20 protein-coding genes are annotated in these 21,734 nt (G+C 37.8%); 11 read left to right on the top strand and 9 right to left on the bottom strand.

What is annotated here, in order from left to right; all coding sequences use genetic code 11:
• Positions 1-437: 437 nt before the first annotated feature.
• From fldA to H4J38_RS15495, 4 genes are all read right to left on the bottom strand, one after another.
• Positions 438-965: a flavodoxin FldA gene (gene fldA / locus H4J38_RS15510; RefSeq protein WP_182133153.1), complete on the bottom strand. Its 528-nt coding sequence runs from the start codon at positions 963-965 to the stop codon at positions 438-440.
• 22 nt (positions 966-987) lie between these two features.
• Positions 988-1,275 carry a LexA regulated protein gene (gene ybfE, locus H4J38_RS15505; protein WP_182133152.1) on the bottom strand — a complete coding sequence of 96 codons (288 nt, stop codon included), beginning with the start codon at positions 1,273-1,275 and terminating at the stop codon, positions 988-990.
• Between the two features lie 13 nt (positions 1,276-1,288).
• Entirely contained in the window at positions 1,289-1,510 is a 222-nt protein-coding gene (locus H4J38_RS15500) for a DUF2788 domain-containing protein (protein ID WP_182133151.1), read from the bottom strand.
• A 185-nt stretch (positions 1,511-1,695) separates the two neighbouring features.
• On the bottom strand, positions 1,696-2,463 hold the full coding sequence (locus H4J38_RS15495) for an alpha/beta fold hydrolase (protein WP_182133150.1): 768 nt from the start codon (positions 2,461-2,463) through the stop codon (positions 1,696-1,698).
• Positions 2,464-2,728: 265 nt separating this feature from the next.
• Here H4J38_RS15495 and seqA point away from each other — a divergent pair, with 265 nt between their 5' ends.
• From seqA to H4J38_RS15480, 3 genes are all read left to right on the top strand, one after another.
• Complete coding sequence (gene seqA / locus H4J38_RS15490; RefSeq protein ID WP_182133148.1) at positions 2,729-3,304, top strand: replication initiation negative regulator SeqA; 576 nt, start codon at positions 2,729-2,731, stop codon at positions 3,302-3,304.
• A gap of 126 nt (positions 3,305-3,430) precedes the next feature.
• Positions 3,431-5,077 carry a phosphoglucomutase (alpha-D-glucose-1,6-bisphosphate-dependent) gene (pgm, locus tag H4J38_RS15485; RefSeq protein WP_182133146.1) on the top strand — a complete coding sequence of 549 codons (1,647 nt, stop codon included), beginning with the start codon at positions 3,431-3,433 and terminating at the stop codon, positions 5,075-5,077.
• A gap of 171 nt (positions 5,078-5,248) precedes the next feature.
• Positions 5,249-5,752 (top strand): regulatory protein RecX, encoded by a 504-nt coding sequence (locus H4J38_RS15480; protein WP_182133144.1) that lies wholly within the window; start codon positions 5,249-5,251, stop codon positions 5,750-5,752.
• A gap of 164 nt (positions 5,753-5,916) precedes the next feature.
• On the opposite strand, the gene H4J38_RS15475 is transcribed toward H4J38_RS15480, so the two are convergent.
• Both H4J38_RS15475 and htpX read right to left on the bottom strand, forming a co-directional pair.
• Positions 5,917-7,629 carry a SulP family inorganic anion transporter gene (locus H4J38_RS15475; protein WP_182133142.1) on the bottom strand — a complete coding sequence of 571 codons (1,713 nt, stop codon included), beginning with the start codon at positions 7,627-7,629 and terminating at the stop codon, positions 5,917-5,919.
• Positions 7,630-7,644: 15 nt separating this feature from the next.
• Complete coding sequence (htpX, locus tag H4J38_RS15470; protein WP_182133140.1) at positions 7,645-8,514, bottom strand: protease HtpX; 870 nt, start codon at positions 8,512-8,514, stop codon at positions 7,645-7,647.
• Positions 8,515-8,976: 462 nt separating this feature from the next.
• Here htpX and H4J38_RS15465 point away from each other — a divergent pair, with 462 nt between their 5' ends.
• From H4J38_RS15465 to H4J38_RS17290, 3 genes are read left to right on the top strand one after another with little or no spacing between them, the layout of a single operon-like run.
• The gene (locus H4J38_RS15465; RefSeq protein WP_182133138.1) at positions 8,977-9,360 is read left to right on the top strand and encodes a MerR family transcriptional regulator; all 384 of its coding nucleotides are present in this window, start codon (positions 8,977-8,979) and stop codon (positions 9,358-9,360) included.
• 59 nt (positions 9,361-9,419) lie between these two features.
• The gene (gene merC, locus H4J38_RS15460) at positions 9,420-9,809 is read left to right on the top strand and encodes an organomercurial transporter MerC (RefSeq protein WP_182133136.1); all 390 of its coding nucleotides are present in this window, start codon (positions 9,420-9,422) and stop codon (positions 9,807-9,809) included.
• Positions 9,797-10,012: a GDCCVxC domain-containing (seleno)protein gene (locus H4J38_RS17290; RefSeq protein ID WP_259365533.1), complete on the top strand. Its 216-nt coding sequence runs from the start codon at positions 9,797-9,799 to the stop codon at positions 10,010-10,012. Before merC ends, H4J38_RS17290 begins: the two co-directional genes overlap by 13 nt.
• Before the next feature lie 227 nt (positions 10,013-10,239).
• On the opposite strand, the gene H4J38_RS15455 is transcribed toward H4J38_RS17290, so the two are convergent.
• Together H4J38_RS15455 and H4J38_RS15450 are read right to left on the bottom strand one after the other, a co-directional pair.
• Entirely contained in the window at positions 10,240-11,646 is a 1,407-nt protein-coding gene (locus tag H4J38_RS15455) for a sensor domain-containing diguanylate cyclase (protein WP_182133134.1), read from the bottom strand.
• A 397-nt stretch (positions 11,647-12,043) separates the two neighbouring features.
• Complete coding sequence (locus tag H4J38_RS15450) at positions 12,044-12,772, bottom strand: hypothetical protein (RefSeq protein WP_182133132.1); 729 nt, start codon at positions 12,770-12,772, stop codon at positions 12,044-12,046.
• A 585-nt stretch (positions 12,773-13,357) separates the two neighbouring features.
• Between H4J38_RS15450 and astE the strand changes: the two genes are divergently transcribed.
• From astE to H4J38_RS15430, 4 genes are all read left to right on the top strand, one after another.
• Positions 13,358-14,467 (top strand): succinylglutamate desuccinylase, encoded by a 1,110-nt coding sequence (gene astE, locus H4J38_RS15445; protein ID WP_310733487.1) that lies wholly within the window; start codon positions 13,358-13,360, stop codon positions 14,465-14,467.
• Between the two features lie 317 nt (positions 14,468-14,784).
• Complete coding sequence (locus H4J38_RS15440; protein ID WP_182133130.1) at positions 14,785-15,969, top strand: thiamine pyrophosphate-dependent dehydrogenase E1 component subunit alpha; 1,185 nt, start codon at positions 14,785-14,787, stop codon at positions 15,967-15,969.
• Positions 15,969-16,946: an alpha-ketoacid dehydrogenase subunit beta gene (locus H4J38_RS15435; RefSeq protein WP_182133128.1), complete on the top strand. Its 978-nt coding sequence runs from the start codon at positions 15,969-15,971 to the stop codon at positions 16,944-16,946. The genes H4J38_RS15440 and H4J38_RS15435 overlap by 1 nt, the downstream gene beginning before the upstream one ends.
• 11 nt (positions 16,947-16,957) lie before the next feature.
• Entirely contained in the window at positions 16,958-18,532 is a 1,575-nt protein-coding gene (locus H4J38_RS15430; protein WP_182133126.1) for a dihydrolipoyllysine-residue acetyltransferase, read from the top strand.
• A gap of 248 nt (positions 18,533-18,780) precedes the next feature.
• On the opposite strand, the gene H4J38_RS15425 is transcribed toward H4J38_RS15430, so the two are convergent.
• Positions 18,781-19,527, bottom strand: a complete 747-nt coding sequence (locus H4J38_RS15425; protein WP_182133124.1) for a hypothetical protein — start codon at positions 19,525-19,527, stop codon at positions 18,781-18,783.
• Positions 19,528-19,901: 374 nt separating this feature from the next.
• Here H4J38_RS15425 and H4J38_RS15420 point away from each other — a divergent pair, with 374 nt between their 5' ends.
• Positions 19,902-21,734, top strand: a complete 1,833-nt coding sequence (locus H4J38_RS15420; protein WP_182133122.1) for a protein kinase domain-containing protein — start codon at positions 19,902-19,904, stop codon at positions 21,732-21,734.

The raw sequence follows: 21,734 nt of genomic DNA, 5'->3' as shown, positions 1-21,734 counted from the left end.
CCAATACCAATACCAATACCAATACCAATACCAATACCAACACCTTTAATCTTGTAAGCTTTTAATTATTAGGGTGATTTAGTGTTGATTCGTTTTTTTAAGTGCTATTAATACTCAGCTTGAGGTAATTCATAATGCGCTTTAATACTTGAACGCTCTCAGCAATCTCATCAAAGGCTTACTGATAGGTTTGTATTACTTCATCGGGTGTATACTGCTCAAATGGTTACAACGTAAGTTTGGCCTTAGCGGGTAAAGTTGACGACATAAATCGACTTGCCAGTGCTATTATGCTTTGAAACTGACTTTTTAATACAATTGCATCAACACGTTAACTTATCTTAACTTAACTTTAATTTAGCTTTAACTTAGTTATAGGCACAAAAAAGCCAGCTAATGCTGGCTTCTCAATTATAGTTTAGCTTTTTATCGAAAAATTAGTCTTCTAATTCAGCTAAGCAAAGTTCGTCGTAAATTTGTTTAACCCAAGTATCAACACGCTCATCGGTTAATTCAGGTTGACGGTCTTCATCAATACATAAACCGATAAAGGTTTTTTCATCAATTAAGGCTTTAGAAGCTTCAAACTCATAACTTTCTGTCGACCAGTTGCCGACAACAATAGCGCCTTTTGATTCAACGATATCACGTAATGGTTCCATCGCATCACAGAAGTATTCAGCGTAATCTTCTTGATCGCCTAAACCAAAAATAGCCACTAGTTTATCGGTGAAATCAATTTCTTCTAATTCAGGTAAAAAATCATCCCAGTCACATTGGTTTTCACCGTAGTACCAAGTAGGAATACCTAAGATTAATAAATCGAACTCAGCGATTTCTTCTTTAGTACTTTTGGCGATATCTTTAACATCGACAAATTTCTTACCCAATTTTTTTTGGATCATTTTGCCTACGGCTTCGGTGTTACCTGTGTCACTTCCGAAAAATAAACCTACAATTGCCATGAATCTAACCTTTTATATCTAACTAAACTTTAATATCGTTGGCATCAAGCGACTGAACTAATAATATTTCTATTAGTTCACCGCGGCTAACACCTTTATCTTTTGCTAAAGCGTCTAAACGTTCAAATACATCTTGATGTAATTTAAACTCTACTCGCTTTAAGCCATTGTTCTTATCACGCTTAACTTGATTACGTTTGTTAATTTTAACTTGCACGCTGCGTGAATGAGGATTCGTTTTTGGTCGCCCCGGACGCTTTTCATCGCTAAATAAGTCAATGGTGGTTAAATCTGCTACTTCTTTTGCCATTTTAATTACTTACTTATCCGACACCTTGGCTTTCGAAAATAAACTGAATTACGCCTTTGGCAATAAATCCAGCACATCCTAAAAATAATACAAAATAAACAACCATCTTTCCCATTTTAGGGACATCGTTCTTATTCATTACATCATGGATTGATAACCCGATGAAAATAAAGATAAAAGCAAAGAACAAATTCAATCCAATGGTTTCAATTAATTCAAAGTGTTCAGCTAACATAATTGGCCCTAAAATTTTCAGGGCACACTATAGCATATCGTTGCTTTTAAACACATTGATTTTGTTAGCTTAGCCACTATTTTGTCAGTAATATTCTACTAACTGGGCGTTTATCAGACCGAGCACAAGATGATTTTATTGCATTGATTATACAAACTAATATTGCAAAGTTATAACTACAACAACTAGTTTGCTAAAAAACCTTCAACACTACGATTAAAGGCGATAGTTTTTTCAGCATGTAGCCAATGACCGGCCCCTTGTATAACGCGAGCTCGACTTTGGGGAAATAAACGTAATATTTCTGTGCGGTGTTCAGGCAGTATATAGTCAGAATTAGCCCCTTTGATAAACAACGTTGGGCCTTGATAACTATTACTGCCTTGGTAAGTTTTCATTATTTGTGGATAATTTTTAGCAATATTGTCAATGCTACATTTAAAGGTAAGTTGACCATTTTCAGTGCTTAAATTTCGTAATAAAAATTGCCGAACGCCTACGTCATCTACATATTTAGCTAGTTGTTTGTCAGCGTCTTTACGTTGCATTATTACTGAAAAGTCTAGTGATTTTAAACCCGCAATTATTTGGCTGTGGTGCGGTGGATATTCAACAGGTGCAATATCGGCAACAATTAATTTCTCCACTAGCTCTGGCGTTGTTAGGGCTAATTCCATGGCTATTTTTCCACCCATAGAATGCCCGAGCACCACGGCACTATTTATGGCTAAGTGTTGCATAACATCAGCAATGTCTTGCGCCATGGCTGGGTAGTTCATAACACTATGGTGAAATGAATTGCCATGGTTACGTACATCGACACTGGTAACTCGGAAGTTTTCAGCTAATGCTTTCGCCACCATATTGAGGTTTTCTAAGCGGCCAAATAAACCATGTATAAGAATAATGTCTTTACCGCTGCCAGATTGTTGATAGTTTAAAAGCTTCGCCATTATTGTCTCTTATAAGTATTATCTAATAGGGATAATTGTCCTTGTTTTAGCATTTTGATGCAATGAAAACCCAGGTAAATATCACTGTGCGCTACATGATATGAGATTAAAAACCTTACTTTTATATTGGTAATATTTGGTTTGAATAGACTATAAACTCACTTTTTGAAAAATATTTTCATCATTTGTTAATCCTCTATAGAGACTTCTTATTAACGTAAGTATAATCTTGCCGCGATCTATAATAATTTTCCTAGGGTCATTAATGAAAAACATCGAAATAGATGAAGAGCTATATCAACACATTGCGTCAAATACCCAGTATATTGGCGAAAGTGCATCGTCGATATTACGTCGTCTAATTAAGTTACCAACTGAACAAAATGATGAAGTTGTAAGCGCAGAAGCACCAGAATTTGTTGAAGAAATTGTCGAAGAAATTGTCGAAGAAATTGTCGAAGAGGTAGTTGAAAAGCAAGCAGTTACAACAACACTTGACGTTAATGGCACAGTATTTAACTATATTAATAGAGAAGAATTGGCTATGCAACGCGGTGCTGTTGGTCGATTTTTATTAATTCTCGCGGCATTATACCGAGTACATAATCAGCAGTTCTCTACTGTTTGCAATATAAGAGGCCGTGACCGTTTATATTTTGCTGCCAGCGAAGCTGAGTTAGCAGCTAGTGGTAGCAGTACAAAGCCACGCCAGATCCCAGACAGTCCATTTTGGGTAATTACCAACTCAAATACCACCCGCAAGAAGATGATGCTAACAGAAGTAGGCCGTGCGTTAGGTTATAACGAGCAAGATATAGAAGATATTCGCGACTTACTTTAGTTATTTGAGTTACTTTAGCTATATCAACTAACTTGGATACATGGGTTATATCAGCTAAATTAGTTATGTGACTATTTATTGCGCAAAAGAGCTGGCTTAAGTTTTTATAAAGGATAAGGAATTTAAATGACAATTCATCACCATGCTGGCAAACCGGCAAGACCGAAAGATAGAATTAACATTGGCCGTTTGGTCAGTGATTATTTTTTACTGGCTCCCAATGTTAATATTGCTGAGCAAAAAGTTACTTTTGGTACGTCTGGGCATCGTGGTAATGCGAGTAAATTAAGCTTTAATGAGCAGCATATTGAAGCTATTTGTCAGGCTGTAGCTGAATATCGTCAAGCGCAAGGATTTAAAGGGCCACTTTATTTAGGCAAAGACACTCATGCTTTATCAGAACCTGCTTTTGCTTCTGCTATTTCAGTATTAATTGCTAATAATGTTCCTGTTGTTATTCAAGACGATGAAGGTTTTACTCCAACACCGGTTATTTCACGTTTAATTATTGTTCATAATAAAACCCAATCAAGCCAAGCCGATGGTTTGATCATAACTCCTTCGCACAATCCTCCAACCGATGGTGGCATTAAATATAATCCTCCTCATGGTGGCCCAGCTGAAGGGGAAATAACGAAAGTTATTGAGCAACGCGCTAACGAAATTATTGCCAATAAGCTGGTTGATGTTAAACGCCTTGATTATGCTCAAGCACTAAATTGTGCATTACTGACTCGTGAAGATTTTATCAACTTTTATGTTGAGCAATTAAGTCAGGTTGTTGATATGGAAGCGATTGCAAAAGCGGGTGTACATATTGGTGTTGATCCATTAGGTGGTTCAGGTATTCATTATTGGCCCGTTATCGCTAAAAAATATGGTTTGAAATTAGATGTGGTAAATCCGGTGGTTGACGCCAGTTTTGCCTTTATGCCACTGGACAAAGATGGCAAAATTCGCATGGATTGTTCATCACCATATGCGATGTCGGGCTTAATTGCTTTAAAAGATAAGTTTGATCTTGCTGTGGGTAACGATCCTGATTTTGATCGCCATGGCATTGTTACTAAAACCGGCGGTTTGATGAATCCAAATCATTATTTAGCGGTTTCTATTCACTATTTAATGACCCATAGAAATTGGCCAAAAACCTGCAAAATAGGCAAAACATTAGTTTCTAGTTCGCTAATTGATCGTGTCGCCAAACTTATTGACCGGCCACTTTCAGAAGTTCCCGTTGGTTTTAAATGGTTTGTTGATGGCTTGCACGATTCAAGCTACGCCTTCGGTGGTGAAGAAAGCGCCGGTGCGACATTTCTTTCACTAGATGGCAGTTGTTGGACAACCGACAAAGACGGTTTTGTCATGACCTTATTAGCCGCTGAAATGCTAGCGGTAACCGGTAAAGACCCTTATCAATTATATCAAGCATTAGCTCAGCAATTAGGCGAACCTTGTTATGGGCGTGTTGAAGCTGTTGCAAACTTACAGCAAAAGCAGGTACTAACTTCGCTAACCCCTGATGCTATTACGACTGATGTTTTAGCGGGTGAAAAAATCACGCAAATACTGTCACATGCACCGGGTAATAATGCAGCCATTGGTGGGATTAAAGTCTGTACTGAAAACGGTTGGTTTGCTGCCCGTCCGTCAGGTACAGAAGATATATATAAAATATATGCAGAAAGCTTTATTGATGAAGCACATTTACAGCTAATTATTAGTCATGCACAAAAACTTGTTAGCGCTGCTTTCATAGCGGCAGATTTGTAGTGTTAAGTTAATATAATACCAGTGAAAAATTGTTAAAGATAAGGTGCTAATAGGCACCTTTATTTTTTACATTCTTAATAAGTGCCTAGCTCGGATTGATGGTGGTGATTCTGTTCAAGCAATGGCTTTTCAAGAATGAAAGGGCAATGAATAATAGGATTTAATATTATCATGTATAAGAGAAAGCCAAACGCCAAGCCACAAGTTATTTCTTATGAGCGTGTGAAATCATACATGCAGTGGATGATCGAGCGATATGGTGATTACTCGTCTAAAGCATTGCTGCAAAAAGCGAATTTATTATTTAAGGACGATACACAATTTAATCAACCCGCATTAGAATATCTTATTGAGCGAGACATTATTAATGATCTTCGTTATGCACAACGCTTGACGCTTAGTCTTTCAGAAAAAAATATCGGCCCAAATAAAATAAAAGAAAAACTCTATGCAAAAGGTTTTCCATCACAAATAATTAATGAGTGTATTAGTGCCATAGAGACAACAGATGAAGACTATTTTGATAAAGCACTGACACTAAAAATAAGAAAGTTTGGTGAAGCGCCAATTGAAGAACTGAAGTTAAAACAGAAAGCGTTACGTCATTTGATATCAAAGGGTTTTTCATATTCAATAGCCAATCAAGTTGTTGGCTATTCAGAAGATGAGGAATAATACCTCACCGCTTTAATTTAAACACTATGACGACGGTTAAAAATCTACTTCCAAAACACAAGCTGATGCAATCAAACGATGATAAGGTCTAGTGAGTAAAGTGATGACCTGAGTGACTGGAATGACTTTAACTCGCAAAAACAAGTCATTTCAGTATTTCAAATTTAAGACTCTGTTACTGCTATCACTTTATCCTCGACTTGTTTACTTTGGTTTATTCGCAAGGCTAAATACAAGTCAGAATGAACATAAATACCATCGATACCTGATTTAATATCTGCTTTTTCAAACCATCCAAGAAGTTGACGTTTTCTGCCGGCAAGTTCAAGGCGAACCCCGCGTTTTCTAAATATAATTTCTAAATCGGCCAGCATTGCCATTACACTTAAATCTAAGTGGGTGAAGCAGGGAACCGCATCAATAATTACGCACTCAATGTCATCTTTTTGTCTTGCATATTGCTCTAATAATCGACGTTTAAAAAAACTAGAGTTAAAGTAAGTTAATGGCGAATTAAAGCGATAGATAAAAATACCATCTACCGCTTTTGCTTTGTCACTGGCGTCTAAACTTCTCACCACACCGTTGATATCAACACCGAGTATATGGTCGGTTGGGCGCATAACTGTGCGGATAAATTGAAATAAACCCAGTAATACCGCCAGCGTTATGCCCGGAATAACACCGATAAATAGCACAGCAAATAAGGTGGTTAAGGTTAAGTAAAATGCTTGTCGGTCTTTTAATCTTAGTTGCCATACGACTTTCAAATCTAGCAAGTGAACAGAAGCAATAATTAACACAATACCCAATGCAGCACTGGGAATAAATTCAAGGGGTGCGGTGAAATAAAGCGCAATAACGGCAATGATGCCCGCAGCTATTATGGAGACTAATTGTGTTTTACCGCCATTGGCGTCATTCACTGCGGTGCGAGATGATGCACCACTGACCGCAAAACCTTGAGATAAAGCAGACGCCAAGTTAGCAATACCTAAAGCCATAAACTCTTTGTCGGCATCAATATCATAGCCATTTTTTGCTGCAAAACTGCGGGCAGTTAGCATCATACTGACAAAGCTTATTATTGCTAAGTTAAGTGCCGGCACAACTAGCTCACGAATAATACCAACATTAAAATAAGGGGTTTGAAATAAAGGTAGCCCGCCGTCGACAATACCAATGGTTTTTATGCCAAATTGCTCTAAATTTAATAGCCATACTAAGGTCGCCCCCAAAGCGATGGCGAACATAGAAGCTGGCCAAGAGGGCTTTAGGCGTTTAACAGCAAAATAAATACCTAGGGTAAGTAAGGCTATTGCTAAGGTTGGAAAGTGGGTTTGTTCTAGGTAAGTGGGCACGCCTCCTAAACGCTCAAGTAGATACCTTTCATCAAAGGTAAAGCCAAAAATTTTAGAGAATTGACCGACAATAACGGTAATCGCAACACCATTTAATAGGCCCATTAAAATAGGCTTGGACAAAAAGTCAGCCAATACTCCAAGCTTAAATCTACTGGCAATTATGCACCAAAAACCCGTCATGGCTGTCATGGTAATCACTAATTGCCAATGCTTAATGCTGTCACCCGCGGCCAATGGCGTTATAAGTGCCGCAATAACGGCACAAGTCGCGGCATCAGGGCCAACAATTAACTGTTTAGAGGTACCAAATAAAGCATATACCAACATAGGTAGTACGCAGGAATATAGGCCCACAGCTGCATTAACACCAGTGAGTTGGGCATAAGCTATGGCAACAGGTAACGCAACTGCGGCAACGGACAATGCAGCTTTAACATCATCAGCAAACCATTGTTTTTCATAGTTGCACAAGGTGTTTAAACCCGGCATGAAGTTATACAAACGTGACAACACTGTAGATCCCTACCGTTAATTCATCCTAAGTGACGCTATTCGTTTTGCTAATGGTGGATGACTTGAAAAAAGCGCATTCATTTTACCCGAGCTAATGGCTAAAGCTGACATTTCTGTAGGTAACTGTGGTGCGTTTTGTAGTTGCTCTAGTTTACTCAGTGCGGCAATCATATTTTGCCGACCTGCAAGACTGGCTCCGCCTTCATCCGCTCTAAATTCTCTATACCGAGAAAACCACATCATGATCATTGTTGCCAATAAACCTAATACCATTTGCGCCACAATTGAAACAATCCAATATGCAGGCCCGTGACCACTCTTTACGTTGAATACTGCACGGTCTACCACATGGCCAATAATGCGTGATAAGAAAACAACAAAAGTATTTAAAACACCTTGAAGCAGTGTCATGGTGACCATATCACCATTGGCTACATGGCTTACTTCATGAGCAAGTACTGCTTCTACTTCATTTTTATTCATGTGACTTAGCAAGCCAGTACTAACGGCTACGAGTGCATTATTTCTATTCCAACCAGTGGCAAAAGCGTTGGGTGAAGGATGATTAAATATTCCCACTTCAGGCATACCAATATTCGCTTTCTTGGCTTGTTCTTGCACTGTATTGAGCAACCAACGTTGTGTCTCATCACTTGGTGTATCAATTATTTGCACACCCATACTTCTTTTTGCCATAAACTTAGAGATAAACAAGGATATAAAAGAGCCGCTAAAGCCAATAACTGCGGCATAAATAAGTAGCGATTGTAGATTCAAATCGACACCATTTTCCGCTAATACCCCTTCAAGACCCAATAAGCTAAATGTAATACTTAAAATTGCCATAATGGCAATGTTAGTGGCTAAAAACAGTAAAATTCTCATCGTTCATACCTTAATTTTATAAATAATAACTTTATAGACAAGGCCGTTAAGCAAATAGTCACAAAGTAATTTAAACAAATAGCCATAAAGTAATCAAAGCATTTAATTTTTGATAAGCAAAGTATAAAAATAACCTTGTTCTTTCTATTTATTGTAAACCCTATATAAGGGAATAAAGCGATTAAAAATGAGTGGGATATACTCAAGTAATGTTTACATTATAGCGTTTCTGCCTTTGCTGCTCTAGAGATATTCTGTGCAACAGGGCAAATCGAGTCAGCTAAAATTAAACAGATCAACATTGAGACTAATCGTGAGGGTGTGTGAAAAATATCACGTTATGTTCAAAGATTGTTTTATTATTTTTGATTGTTAGAAGAAGCCATTAGCATCTTCAATAATTGAGCTTACATTCAGATTTTTGATGTTATGATTGAGGTTAGTTTAGTTACAGGTTACACAATGAAAACAATAGGGAAAATAGCGAAAGAGCTCAACTTAAGTGTTGAGACAATTCGTTTTTATGAGCGAGAAGGTATTATTCAACAACCACAGAAACCTCTCAACGGTTATCGATTATATGATGATTCTATTAGCAAACAATTACAGTTTATCTGCAAAGCGAAAGCCCTTGGTTTTTCGCTTAAAGAAGTTTCATCATTAATGTCAATGGATAGTAATTGTTCTCAAGTTGAGTCACTAGGATTGCAAAAATTAAATATTATCCAGAATAAAATATCTGACCTGCAACGGCTAGAGAAAGTCATCAAGGAAATGACGAACTCATGTCAATCTAATAACGACCAAGCAAACTGTCCGCTAATAGATTCTCTAAAATGGTCTTGACTCTGTACCCATGTACAGAGTTTATACTTATTTAATCTTTTCATAACTAGAAGTGTAAAATGATTAATAAAATTTTAGATAAGGTTGGCTCAGGTGGTGTTTGGGTTGCAGCCTTAAGTTGTACTGCATGTTTTCCTGCCCTTGGCTCACTAGCATCAGCTTTTGGGTTAGGCTTTCTATCGCACTTTGAAGGTATAGCTATAAATATCTTGTTACCCATATTTGCAACACTGGCTTTGGTAGTGAACTTATATAATTGGTATAAAAACCAAAATTATACCAGAGGTATACTGAGTGTTATTGGTCCGATAATAGTCTTGCTAACACTTTACCCATTGTGGCAATACAATTGGAGTACCTATTTATTTTATGTTGGTATCTGTCTTATGGTTATAGTGTCAATACTAGATATCGTTAAACCTGTTGAGGAGCCAATATGCAAAATATAGAGCCTAATTCAACCATAACTTGTCCAGAGTGTGGTCATAGTAAGATAGAAGTAATGCCGACTAATGCTTGTCAGTGGTTTTATGAATGTGAATCTTGCAAAACACTTCTTAAGCCTTTGAAAGGAGATTGCTGTGTTTATTGCTCCTATGGAACAGTAAAGTGTCCACCAATACAAGAGGGGGAAAGTTGTTGTAATGGTTAAGTCGTGACTTGTTAATTTATAAAAAAACGATTAAAAAATTTTTAGCCTGTAATTATTTATAACTAATAGCGCTGTTTTACGTTTTATCAATGGCTTAGTAATAGCTATTGTTGATGAATAAATGGCCACTTATTTTTGTATTAACTTTGTTCAAGTGGCAATTATTATAGGGTTAATAACGACGTTAATTTAAGTAACGAATCTTTGTTGGTTAAGGTCGATTGCCCCTATACCCAATAGGTTTGATTACGCCCGTTTTCTTTTGCTTTATACATTGCCATATCTGCTCTATTGAGGAATACCCTGACATCATCCGTTTTTGTTAATTGAGTGGCACCTATACTTACTGTAATTTTAACTTTATTGGGGCCCACTATAAGAGAGGAACTATCTACGGCAGCGCGTATGCGCTCAGCAACAATTAATGCAGAATCAATATTGCTAGCGGGCAAAACAAAGGCAAATTCTTCTCCACCAATCCGTCCCATTAAGTCATTTTCTCTGAGTGCCAATTGACTAACTTTACAAATAGTCTTTAAAACTTCATCGCCAATGCAATGGCCATAAGTATCATTAAATACCTTAAAATTATCTACATCTAACATTAATAAACTCAAGGGCAGTTGATAACGATGGGCACGTTCTAATTCAAGCTCTAAAGACTTAATAAAGGCTCGTCGGTTGCTGATGCCGACTAACTCATCAGTTGCTGCCAGTTGCTTAAATTTGTCAATATCTTGCTCAATATGGTTGGCCATTTCATTTAGACTTTGGCTGAGTGAGCCTATTTCATTTTTTACGTCTACTTTACTGCGAGCTTTATAATTTCCCTTGGTGATTATATGAGCCTCTTTATTGAGTAAAAGTATGGGTAAAACAATTTTATTTCTTACATAAATAGCAGCAATTAGTGCCAAGAACGTTGAAATAAGGAGCAGTAAAATAGCGTACCATAAATATTGCTGCTGCTTAGTTTGGAACACGTCAGACTCATGAATTAATCTATTTTCAACCGCTTCGATGAATTCTTGAATAGGTGTCATAATTTCTATTTTTGCCTCATTGTATCTAGGGCTAAATAATAGTTGGATTGCAAGCTCCCTGTCTGACTGTCCTTTAATTGTATATTTCCCCTCGCCATCAGCATAGAGCCCTTTCATGACCGCGAAAGCTTGTTTCTCTATCTTCATTAGACTGTCTGAACGATCTTGTGATTGTTGGAGAAGTAACAACTCACTCGGGGTGAATCCCATTTCACGCATTAGTGTCTGTAATGGGATCGATTTACCTAGGCTAGTTAAATCTGATCTGTCAGAAGCAAAGTCGGTATACCAATAGGTTGGCGGATATTTTTTTGGTCGAGGAGAAATTCCATTGCGTATGGCTATTATCTCAAAATAGTACTGTGCATATATTTCGTCACCAGTGACTACAAATGTGCGTGCCATTCGGGTCAAATCATCAGAACTCTGGCGTAACTCATTAGCAATATTTAGAGAGCGTACATGGTATTTTTTATCCTTAATTGATCTCTGATCAAAAGTGCCCATTATCTGACAAACGACATAAGCCCAAATGCCTAATATTAGTAAAAAGCCTAATAATCCAATTTTATTTCCAGTAGAAATAGTCATCCATAACCTATTGAGTTGGTGTTAGCCATCAAATATTGCCTAGCTATATACGCTATTGTCTCTAAGTAAACAGTAAACTTATTAAATGTATAGGTCAACTTAGCTCAATGGTGAATTTAAACTCAGTGCTTTAGCGGCTAATGACCTACTATTATTTGTCGTTTACTCTGATAATAATGGCGTTAGCCTCAATGAGTGTTTTTTTACTTTTGCTCGCAAAACTTACGTTTTTAGAAACAGTGAAAACACTAATTACTACCACAGAGGAAACTTTTAGCATGAGATCATAAACAGAGATAGGGATTAGATTTCGTATCGATAATGCCACCAGCAAGAGTAACTGTGAGGAAGTTGCTCAGGCTGGCATCATTAAGTTTTAATTATAACTGAGCATAATCTAAAAATTGCTAATTAATCTGTAATTTATATCAGTATTAGTCGCACTTACAACCTCGATACTTACATTTTTAAAATTAACTATCTGTGATTGTGATATGTCATATTCTAGCTCTTGAAAGAAAATAGGTTTTACTAGGCTTTCAGACAGCTCTCTATAAACAAACTTCACATTATTACCTGAACGACCATTGTAAATAATTTCCTGTACAAAATTATCTTTTCCTTTTATTACCATCTTTGAAAACTTAATATTTTCAAAATCTTGTTTCAAATATGTTTTATGGCTAGCAATAGCTAGAAATATCTTTCCATCTTGCTCTTTACAAATATCACCTATAATAAGAGGGTTCCCTGGGCAGTTCCAGTTTGTATTCCCATCAGCAAGAGTACGTCTAAAAAGGACGGGGCCATAGCAATCTGCTGATGTACTTTTTGTTTCATACACTCCTCGCATATATGCAGTGTCAGGGACCACACTTAGGGCACAGGTCATCATGGATGATTCACCATCTTTTTTATTAAATTGAGTTTCTGCTATGACTTTAGCTGCCTCTCCAAATGTTTGAATTCCCTTAGCTAAAATTACATCACCAATTTTTTTGGATACCACTTCTCCAACTTGTGGGTAATTAATTAATTTTTGCTCGGATTGATCCAATACTCGAATAGGGCTGCTACATCCAGCCACTAATATAATAAAAAAAGCTAACATAAAATTTTTATACATTTTTGAATTTCCTACTTCCTGTAAGTTAAAGTTGTTAGGCTAAAAACAATAAAGCCTAAGGTCAAATATGAGTTGCGATTTAGTAATATCCCATAATATCAATGCATAAGAAAGCTATGGAATATCTCTCGTAGACAAAAGTTTGATTTAACTAGGGCGTTTGTTCAATGCTATTAAACAGAATAGAGGCTAATTAAAGACATTTAAATTAGGTCGTAAAGAGCGTACTTGTTTGTCTTTATTACTGATGGGCTTTAGAAAGCCAGTAGGTATGATTCACCTGCAACCATATGGCAACCAAAATGACACTTTGAACTGCCTTTATATCAGTAGTTATTTACACTGATTTTGGCAATTGATAGTAAATAGACATTAACTCACCATGAGCACTTTAAAAAAAGCTACAAAAAAGTTAGGGAATGCTAAAGACAGCATTCAAAGAGTACTCATTTATAAGATTTAATTTTCATCACAAGGACGTATCTCTTTAAATCTTGTATAATAGCGCGCAATAATTAATGAGTGCTGGCGTAATGCAATCTAAGCTTCTCAAATAAATTCTACTATGACTATAGGTGAAACCGCGTGAGTGATTTTCCAAGCACAACCAATGCCTTCGCATCAACTTTACAAAAAAGTGGTGATTTTTTATCAATGACCCGAGCCCATGAATGGTCTTTACCCTGTGGTGCTTTCAGTTTTGATGTCACTCATCAAGCATCGCAAACTAAAAGTAAAGTAACCGTTTTGGAAACAGGGCTAATTACTTTTGAGCCAGTTGATCGTGACAGCAGTCACGATATCGTTTTATCAAGCGCAGTGCATGGTAATGAAACTGCTCCAATTGAGATTTGTAGTGATATTATTGGCCAATTAATTCGTGGCGAATTGCCGTTAGCGGAACGGGTGTTATTTATTTTTGGTAACCCTGCATCAATGAATATTGCAGAGCGTTTTGTTGAAGAAAACATGAATCGTTTGTTTTCTGGTGGTCATTCACAAGACCAAGGGCAAGGCGCAGGCTTAATTAACAAAGAACGTCATCGTGCTTTGTTATTAGAAAATACGGTCCGAAATTTTTTTCAAGCAGGTAGCCAATTGCTATGTGCTAATGGCGGCGAACGCAGTCGTTGTCATTATGATTTACATACTGCAATACGTGGTTCAAAATGTGATAAATTTGCTGTTTATCCTTTTTTACATGGTGCGCCACGTAAAAAGAGTCAGCTGCAGTTTCTTAATGCTTGTGGTGTTAGTACTGTTTTGTTGTCACATTCTCCGACCACGACCTTTAGCTATTTTTCGTCAAATGAATTTGGCGCTGATGCTTTTACTGTAGAGCTAGGTAAAGTTCGTCCATTTGGTGAAAATGATATGAGCAAGTTTGTGCAGGTTCGTGAAACTTTAACCAAGTTTGTTTCAGGCCAAGACCTTGAATTACCGCCATATCAAGATAGCGATTTTAATCTTTATGAAATATCACAAGTTATTGATCGTCACCATGAAGACTTTTCATTAACTTTTGCTGACGACGTTGAAAACTTTACTGACTTTCCACAAGGTCATGTACTAGCGATGGATGGGGGTAAAGCAGTGAAAACTCTGCAGGACGGTGAAGCTATTATTTTCCCTAATGCGAATGTCGCTATTGGCCAACGCGCTTTATTGACAGTGACCCCCACAAAAATTGCCTAGATAGACCTAAGTACTTAGCTTATGTCTGGAACTAATAACCTGCGTCTAACTAAGCCACTGGCCTACCATTTAGCAGCGAGTATAACTGTAAAGAATTATGCTCGCTGTACAGTAAATAAAAGCGTTAACTTTACTCACTAAACTTGTTTTTCAGTTTACGTAAAGGTAAAGTGCTTGCGATTATTACAACCAACAATTCATAACAACGATATTAATATTCACCTTGCGCTGAAAGCTTCTATACTTTCAATGATTAAAGCAAAGGTGAAATAGGCAATGTCACCTTGCATCCAAGGTTAATAAAAAAAGAGAAGGCTATGAACACTGACATATATAGCGAAAGCCCGGTCGTACATGAACCCGCTTTTATTGATGGTCATTCAGTTGAAATTCCAATCCTTAAAATATTGAAACAAGATGGTAGCATTTATAAAAATGCTGCTATGCCAAATATTGATCAAGAACTTGCGACTAAAACCTATAAAACGCTCGCTTTTCATCGTGTTTTAGATGAGCGTATGGTAGCTGCACAGCGCCAAGGCCGCATCAGTTTTTATATGGCAGCACTCGGTGAAGAAGCCGCTAGTGTTGGTGGTGCTGCAGGCCTGAAAGATCAAGATATGATCATGGCGCAGTACCGTGAACAAGGTGCATTAATGTTTCGAGGTTTTAGCCTTGAAAACTTTATGAACCAAATGTTCAGCAATGAAAAAGATTTAGGTAAAGGTCGTCAAATGCCAATTCATTACGGTAGTCGTGAATTGAACTATATGACGATTTCATCACCGTTAGGCACGCAAATTCCACAAGCAGCTGGCTACGCATACGGTCAAAAAATGCAAGGTTTAGATGCGGTCACTATCTGTTACTTTGGAGAAGGCGCTGCGTCTGAAGGCGACTTTCATGCAGGTTTAAACATGGCTGCTGTGCATCAAGCACCGGTTATTTTCTTCTGTCGTAATAATGGTTATGCTATTTCAACACCATCTGAAGAGCAATATGTAGGTAATGGTATTGCCTCACGCGGTGTTGGGTACGGTATGAAAACAATACGTATCGATGGTAATGATATTTTAGCCGTCATTGCCGCTGTACAATTGTCGCGTGAGTATGCGATAAAAGAAGGCAAGCCAGTATTAATTGAAGCCATGTCTTACCGTTTAGGTGCTCATTCAACTTCGGACGATCCTTCAGGTTACCGAACACGTGAAGAAGAAGCCAAATGGCAAGAACATGATCCTATTCTTCGCATGAAGAACTGGATGCTCGCACAAGGTTGGTGGGACGAAGCACAAGAAACTGCTTTGTTTGAAAAACTACGTGATGAAGTTTTAGCCGCGGTTAAAGTTGCTGAAAAAATTGCTAAGCCGCCTGTTGAAGATTTAATTACTGATGTTTATGACCAAGTACCGCCTTTGTTACAAAGTCAGTTTGATGAACTTAAAGTTCATATTAAAAAATATCCCCAAGCTTATCCGTTTACTGCAGGGAGAATTAAGTAATGGCGCAAATGAATTTATTACAAGCGATTAATAGCGCGCTTGATACCGTAATGGCAGAAAATGATCGTGCGGTGTGTTTTGGTGAAGACGTTGGCCACTTTGGCGGCGTTTTCCGTGCAACCAGTGGTTTACAAGAAAAATACGGTAAAAGCCGTTGTTTCAACACCCCGTTGGTTGAGCAAGGTGTTATTGGTTTTGCTAATGGTTTAGCTGCTCAAGGCAGTACAGCCATTGCTGAAATTCAATTTGCGGATTATATTTTTCCAGCCTTTGATCAAATCGTAAATGAATCAGCTAAATTTCGTTACCGCAGTGGTAACGAGTTTAATGTCGGTAAATTAACTATTCGTACGCCATACGGCGGCGGTATTGCGGGTGGTTTATATCATAGCCAATCGCCTGAAGCTTATTTTGCTCATACACCTGGTTTAAAAGTGGTTGTGCCACGTAACCCTTATCAAGCAAAAGGTTTATTACTTGCGTCAATTCGTGATGATAATCCAGTAATATTTTTCGAGCCAAAACGCTTATACCGTGCATCGGTTGGCGAAGTGCCAGCAGAAGATTACGAATTACCTTTAGGTAAAGCAGAAGTTGTGCAAAAAGGGTCTGATATCACCTTGCTAGCTTGGGGCGCACAAGTAGAAATCGTTGAAAAAGCGGCTGCATTAGCTGCTGCTGACGGTATTTCATGTGAAATTATTGACTTACGTACTATTTTGCCTTGGGATATTGAAACAGTAGCAAACTCTGTGACTAAAACCGGCCGTTTTGTGGTCAGTCAAGAAGCGCCGTTAACCGCTGGTTTTGCCAGTGAAATTGCCGCAACCATTCAACAAGAATGTTTCTTGCACTTAGAAGCACCAATTGCCCGAGTTTGTGGCATGGATACACCTTATCCATTGGCACTTGAAAAAGAATACGCTGCAGATCATTTAAAGATCTACGAAGCAATTAAAAACAGTATGACTTACTAGGATTTATTAGCATGAGCATTGATTTTATACTACCAGATATTGGCGAAGGTATCGTTGAATGTGAACTGGTTGAATGGCTAGTAGCAGAAGGCGATGTAATTGCAGAAGATCAGCCCGTTGCTGATGTAATGACAGATAAAGCCTTGGTTCAAATTCCCGCAATGTATTCTGGTGTAGTAGACAAGCTTTACTACGCAAAAGGTGAAATTGCGAAAGTTCATCAACCTTTATTTGCGATGACACCAGAAGACAGTGCACAAACTCAAAGCTCTGCTGAGCCTTTAGTTGCAGAAGCTGTCGCTGAAATACCAGCTGTTCCAGCAGCAACTAGCAATGCCGGTACACAAGTAGAAGACTTTATTTTGCCCGACATTGGTGAAGGTATTGTTGAATGTGAATTGGTTGAGTGGCTAGTAGCTGAAGGTGATTTGATTGAAGAAGATCAACCAATAGCTGACGTAATGACCGATAAAGCTTTGGTACAAATTCCGGCTATGCATAAAGGTAAAGTGGTTAAACTTTATTATGCTAAAGGTGAAATTGCTAAAGTACATGCGCCATTATTTGCCATTGAAATTGCCGCCACTGGACAAACACCTGCTGCTGCGCCTGTAGTTGAAGCGCCAAAAGTCGCTACTACTAATGTTGAGACTAAAGCTCCTGTTGCTGAAACTAAAATGGTTTCAACAAAAGTAGTAAATGAAAAAGCAGTCGCTAGTCCTGCTGTGCGCCGTGTTGCTCGTGAATTAAATGTTAATATTCATCAAGTGCCGGGCAGTGGTAAAAAAGGTCGAGTATATAAAGACGATGTTGTAGCTTTTAATCAAGCACCGCAGGTATCTGCTAATACTACCGTTGCTGCAGTTGGCAATGTAGCTGGTGGAACACGTGTTGAACCTATTCGCGGCATAAAAGCTGTTATGGCAAAAGCTATGGTTAGATCAGTATCGACTATTCCTCACTTTACCTACTGTGAAGAAATCGATATGACCAATTTGATCAAATTGCGCGGCGAACTAAAAGAAGTTTATGCTAAGCAAGATATCAAATTAACTATGATGCCATTCTTTATGAAAGCTATGTCGTTAGCGTTGAAGCAATTTCCGTTAGTGAATACGCAAGTCAATGAAGATTGCACCGAGCTGACTTATTTTGACGATCATAATATTGGTATGGCTGTTGACTCAAAGGTAGGTTTGTTAGTACCAAATGTTAAACAAGTACAAACAAAATCTATCTTAGATTTAGCTGCTGATATTACGCGATTAACCAACGACGCACGTTCAGGCCGAGTGCCTGCAGCTGATTTGAAAGGTGGCACTATCACCATTTCAAATATCGGCGCTATTGGCGGTACGGTGGCAACACCTATTATCAATAAACCTGAGTCTGCCATTGTTGCACTTGGTAAGTTACAAAAATTACCACGCTTTAACGACAAAGGTGAAGTTGAAGCACGTTCAATTATGCAAGTGAGTTGGTCTGGTGATCACCGTACTATTGATGGCGGCACCATAGCTCGTTTTTGTAATTTGTGGAAGTCATTCCTTGAAGAGCCAAGTAACATGCTAGTACATATGTCTTAGTTTTTTACGAGATAATTGAAATTTTAAAGCCTGCATTTTAGCAGGCTTTTTTATGTTCAAAATGAAGGGTATGTCGAGAGTCTATAGCCGCTCTAGGCCATCCATGACTCCAAGGCATTAGTAAAGTCGTGTACCTCGATGTGATGGAGCGACGATGCTCAGGCATTTCTCAGGCAACTCTCAGACTGAGACATTAGTAGATAACTGTAAGTAGCTTCTCCCCGGTATCTTGTTTTTCTAAGCAGTCGCTAAACAGATAAGAAAGTATAAATGGCGATGCTATTTTCCGAATTAGGATAATTACCTGAAGATGAGTTTGTAGAGCTAAACTTCCACCAAGGTTGTTGACGTAAATCTTGCGTTATTTTATCCCAACCACCATCAGTATGTTGGATGATTAAAAGTTCACATTTTTGTTGCTTACATAAAACAGAGACTAAGTTGATTTCATCAGCATTATAGTGGGTCAGAATAAAGTCACTCAGATAATTCTGCATATTATAACCCCAATCTAGATCCTCTTCTGTTTGGTGAAAATTATAAATTTCATCCTTATTAGCACCGGTAAAATTCGCCATTAAATCTTTAAATGGTGCTTCGACTAAGTCTTCCATTTGGGTTGTGGATATTTCACTTTCATCCATTTCCGTTAATATTCGCTTTAACGAGGCGATTTTATTTTCTGAAGCTTGTTGATCTTTATTCAGCTGTTGATATTTTTTCTCAAGCTCTTGATATGTAGAGTTTTTAGCAAGCATGATTTCTGGGCTAGTTTGTTGTGACTCCTCAGTAATAATCTCTGTAGGTTGAGTATCCATTACGTCGATATCTTCAGGTGTTTTTTGCCCAAGGTTAGCTGGAGTTTTGGGCGTTAATTTTTTTTCAACTAGGGTTATATTACTATCTTCATGCTGATCAATTGTCGTTATTGACGCCAAAACATAACCGATAAATATACCTACAAAGAGGGTTGCTAATAGTTTAATTTGACTCATATTATCCTTTATATTTAGGTATTCTTTAAAGTAGCGTAATCATTGCATATTGATTTTTAAAGGTGAAGTATTTAAGGCATAAAAAAAACCTTACTTAATTTAATTAAAAATCGAATAAGGGCAAAAGCGAAGTGCTAAAGTATGACTGTTCACCAAGAGAGTAAAACATACTACGAGGAAGTATTTGTTAGTAATGAAAAGAATAACGGACTTTTATGACAAAGTGGTGACAGAACTATGACTAAGTGATGACCAAGCGATGCTTTATCGACATTTTTAAATAGGCTAAGATAAGCCATATCAATTTAGCGTAAATTCAAAGATTATTTATGTTAATTGATATTCATTCAGGTATTTTCTGTTAAGGAAATCTAGTGGTAGAAAAGAAACTCCAGCATTTTTATATTGCTGAAGAGCAGTCTATTTATTTATTAAATCACGAAGATGCAACCAAATTAAAACAATGGGTTGAGCTTTGTCAGCAACAGCTAACCTTGTTAGGCTATCAAAATATCGCTTTAATTGGCAAAGGTGCCTATGGCTTTGTTTTTGGTGGAGAAGACGAATATGGGCAGTCTCAAGTATTTAAATTTTCCCGTATTAATTTGCCTCTGCATGTACAAGATCGTTTAGCAGAAGAAGCCGATATTCAACGGCAATTATCACACCGACGCATTCCTAAAATTATTGGTTATTACAAGATTAAACGCCAATCGATTGTGCATATGCAGCGCGCACCGGGCATAGACCTAGAGCAACTGTCTTATCAAAAAGGGCCTTTACCCAGTGAATTGGTAGTGAAAATTGCGATACAACTTGCCGAAATTCTTTGTTATTTACGTGACGTAAGTCAACACGACAAAGCTATGCCTTATGTTCATGGTGATATAAAACCTTCAAATGTTGTTTTTGATCCTGAAACTGAGAAAGTTTATTTAGTTGATTGGGGATCTGCTGTAATCGCCCAACTTGATGCTCATGGTCAAACAACCGCTAATAACATTATGGATTTAATGAGCAGCGATTTACAAAATAGTAATGCACGCTTGGGTGATGTTTACTTTATTGGTGATGAGCAAATCAGCGGAGAAATGTCATCGCCCCGTTTTGATGAACAGGGACTGGCAGCCACTTTATATGCCTTAGCTTCAGGGCAGTCTTGCCGTTATGGTAGTGCGGTGATCACGCCTTCATCATTAGGCTTACCTAAATTGCTGGCACAAATTTTATCAGGCATGCTCAGTAAAGAAAGAAGCAAACGCAATAAAGCGGGAGACTACTTATTTAAGCACTTAGACTTGTTAAAAAATACTGTAATGGCCGAACCGCCTTTGCCTATTGAAATTAAGCCTTTAGTACCCGTTTGGTGTAAAAATTATCAAAAAAATATGGATACTGTGGTTTATGGCTCACGTAAATCTTTTCTACGAGAGTCAGCAGATACCGATGAACTAAGCGATATAGACGATGTACAATTAGAAAAATACTTTAAAAATTTCTTAATGGGGATGGGCGATACAGAAAAAGCCTTTATTGCTGCCGTTAGCCGTTTAGCTAATTTTCCTGTTGTAGGTGGTTTAGCGGTTCGGTGGGAAAAAAATGGTGTGTATATTGACTCAAACTTATCGTTATTTGATCCTAAACTGAAAACATCATTCCAAAGTGCAGTGAACAATATGGTGCGCCTAGCTCAAGGTATATTTCGAGTAGGGGTGTTTAAGAGTTGTTTATTTAATGCCCGTAATACTTTACATGTTGAGCGTGAAAATGAAGAAGAGCCGTTTCAAGCCTTATCTAATCAAGTGATTAATTATGATGTTAGTGACGTTGCCGACATTGACGACATAACGCGTTTACATTCTTACTTTGAAGATGGTGTAGACCCTGACGAATACTTATATTTACCTGAAGAAATTATGGCGGTGTTAGCGCGCTTAAATCAGATTCACCATACGGGTTGTATTATTTTCGAAGTTTTGCCACGACATTTGAAAATTCACAGTTATCTCATGTTACTTAATCACGATAAAGAAGCAGAGTTTAAACAATGCTTGTCAGAAATTTTACCCTTGCTACCCACCATTACCGGTATAGGTATTTCTGGCTTTATGAAGCTACCTTACAAAGATACGCGATTTTTTGAACATATAAATTGTCTACCCGATAAGTTCTATCCAAGAAACCCAAAACAACAAACGGAGCGTTAA

Source organism: Colwellia sp. BRX10-3, from assembly GCF_014077505.1.
Classification (GTDB): Bacteria; Pseudomonadota; Gammaproteobacteria; order Enterobacterales; family Alteromonadaceae; genus Cognaticolwellia.
The sequence above is the reverse complement of the archived record's forward strand: the minus strand, read 5'-3'. Positions and strand labels throughout refer to the sequence as shown.

Bases quoted from the DNA above. Each gene is read 5' to 3' on its own strand.
- H4J38_RS15430 (WP_182133126.1), top strand. From the start codon at position 16,958: ATGAGCATTGATTTTATACTACCAGATATTGGCGAAGGTATCGTTGAA.
- pgm (WP_182133146.1), top strand. From the start codon at position 3,431: ATGACAATTCATCACCATGCTGGCAAACCGGCAAGACCGAAAGATAGA.
- merC (WP_182133136.1), top strand. From the start codon at position 9,420: ATGATTAATAAAATTTTAGATAAGGTTGGCTCAGGTGGTGTTTGGGTT.
- H4J38_RS15450 (WP_182133132.1), bottom strand. From the start codon at position 12,772: ATGTATAAAAATTTTATGTTAGCTTTTTTTATTATATTAGTGGCTGGA.
- seqA (WP_182133148.1), top strand. From the start codon at position 2,729: ATGAAAAACATCGAAATAGATGAAGAGCTATATCAACACATTGCGTCA.
- htpX (WP_182133140.1), bottom strand. From the start codon at position 8,514: ATGAGAATTTTACTGTTTTTAGCCACTAACATTGCCATTATGGCAATT.
- H4J38_RS15480 (WP_182133144.1), top strand. From the start codon at position 5,249: ATGTATAAGAGAAAGCCAAACGCCAAGCCACAAGTTATTTCTTATGAG.
- fldA (WP_182133153.1), bottom strand. From the start codon at position 965: ATGGCAATTGTAGGTTTATTTTTCGGAAGTGACACAGGTAACACCGAA.
- H4J38_RS15425 (WP_182133124.1), bottom strand. From the start codon at position 19,527: ATGAGTCAAATTAAACTATTAGCAACCCTCTTTGTAGGTATATTTATC.
- H4J38_RS15495 (WP_182133150.1), bottom strand. From the start codon at position 2,463: ATGGCGAAGCTTTTAAACTATCAACAATCTGGCAGCGGTAAAGACATT.
- H4J38_RS15435 (WP_182133128.1), top strand. From the start codon at position 15,969: ATGGCGCAAATGAATTTATTACAAGCGATTAATAGCGCGCTTGATACC.
- H4J38_RS15455 (WP_182133134.1), bottom strand. From the start codon at position 11,646: ATGACTATTTCTACTGGAAATAAAATTGGATTATTAGGCTTTTTACTA.
- H4J38_RS15500 (WP_182133151.1), bottom strand. From the start codon at position 1,510: ATGTTAGCTGAACACTTTGAATTAATTGAAACCATTGGATTGAATTTG.
- H4J38_RS15465 (WP_182133138.1), top strand. From the start codon at position 8,977: ATGAAAACAATAGGGAAAATAGCGAAAGAGCTCAACTTAAGTGTTGAG.
- H4J38_RS15440 (WP_182133130.1), top strand. From the start codon at position 14,785: ATGAACACTGACATATATAGCGAAAGCCCGGTCGTACATGAACCCGCT.
- H4J38_RS17290 (WP_259365533.1), top strand. From the start codon at position 9,797: ATGCAAAATATAGAGCCTAATTCAACCATAACTTGTCCAGAGTGTGGT.
- ybfE (WP_182133152.1), bottom strand. From the start codon at position 1,275: ATGGCAAAAGAAGTAGCAGATTTAACCACCATTGACTTATTTAGCGAT.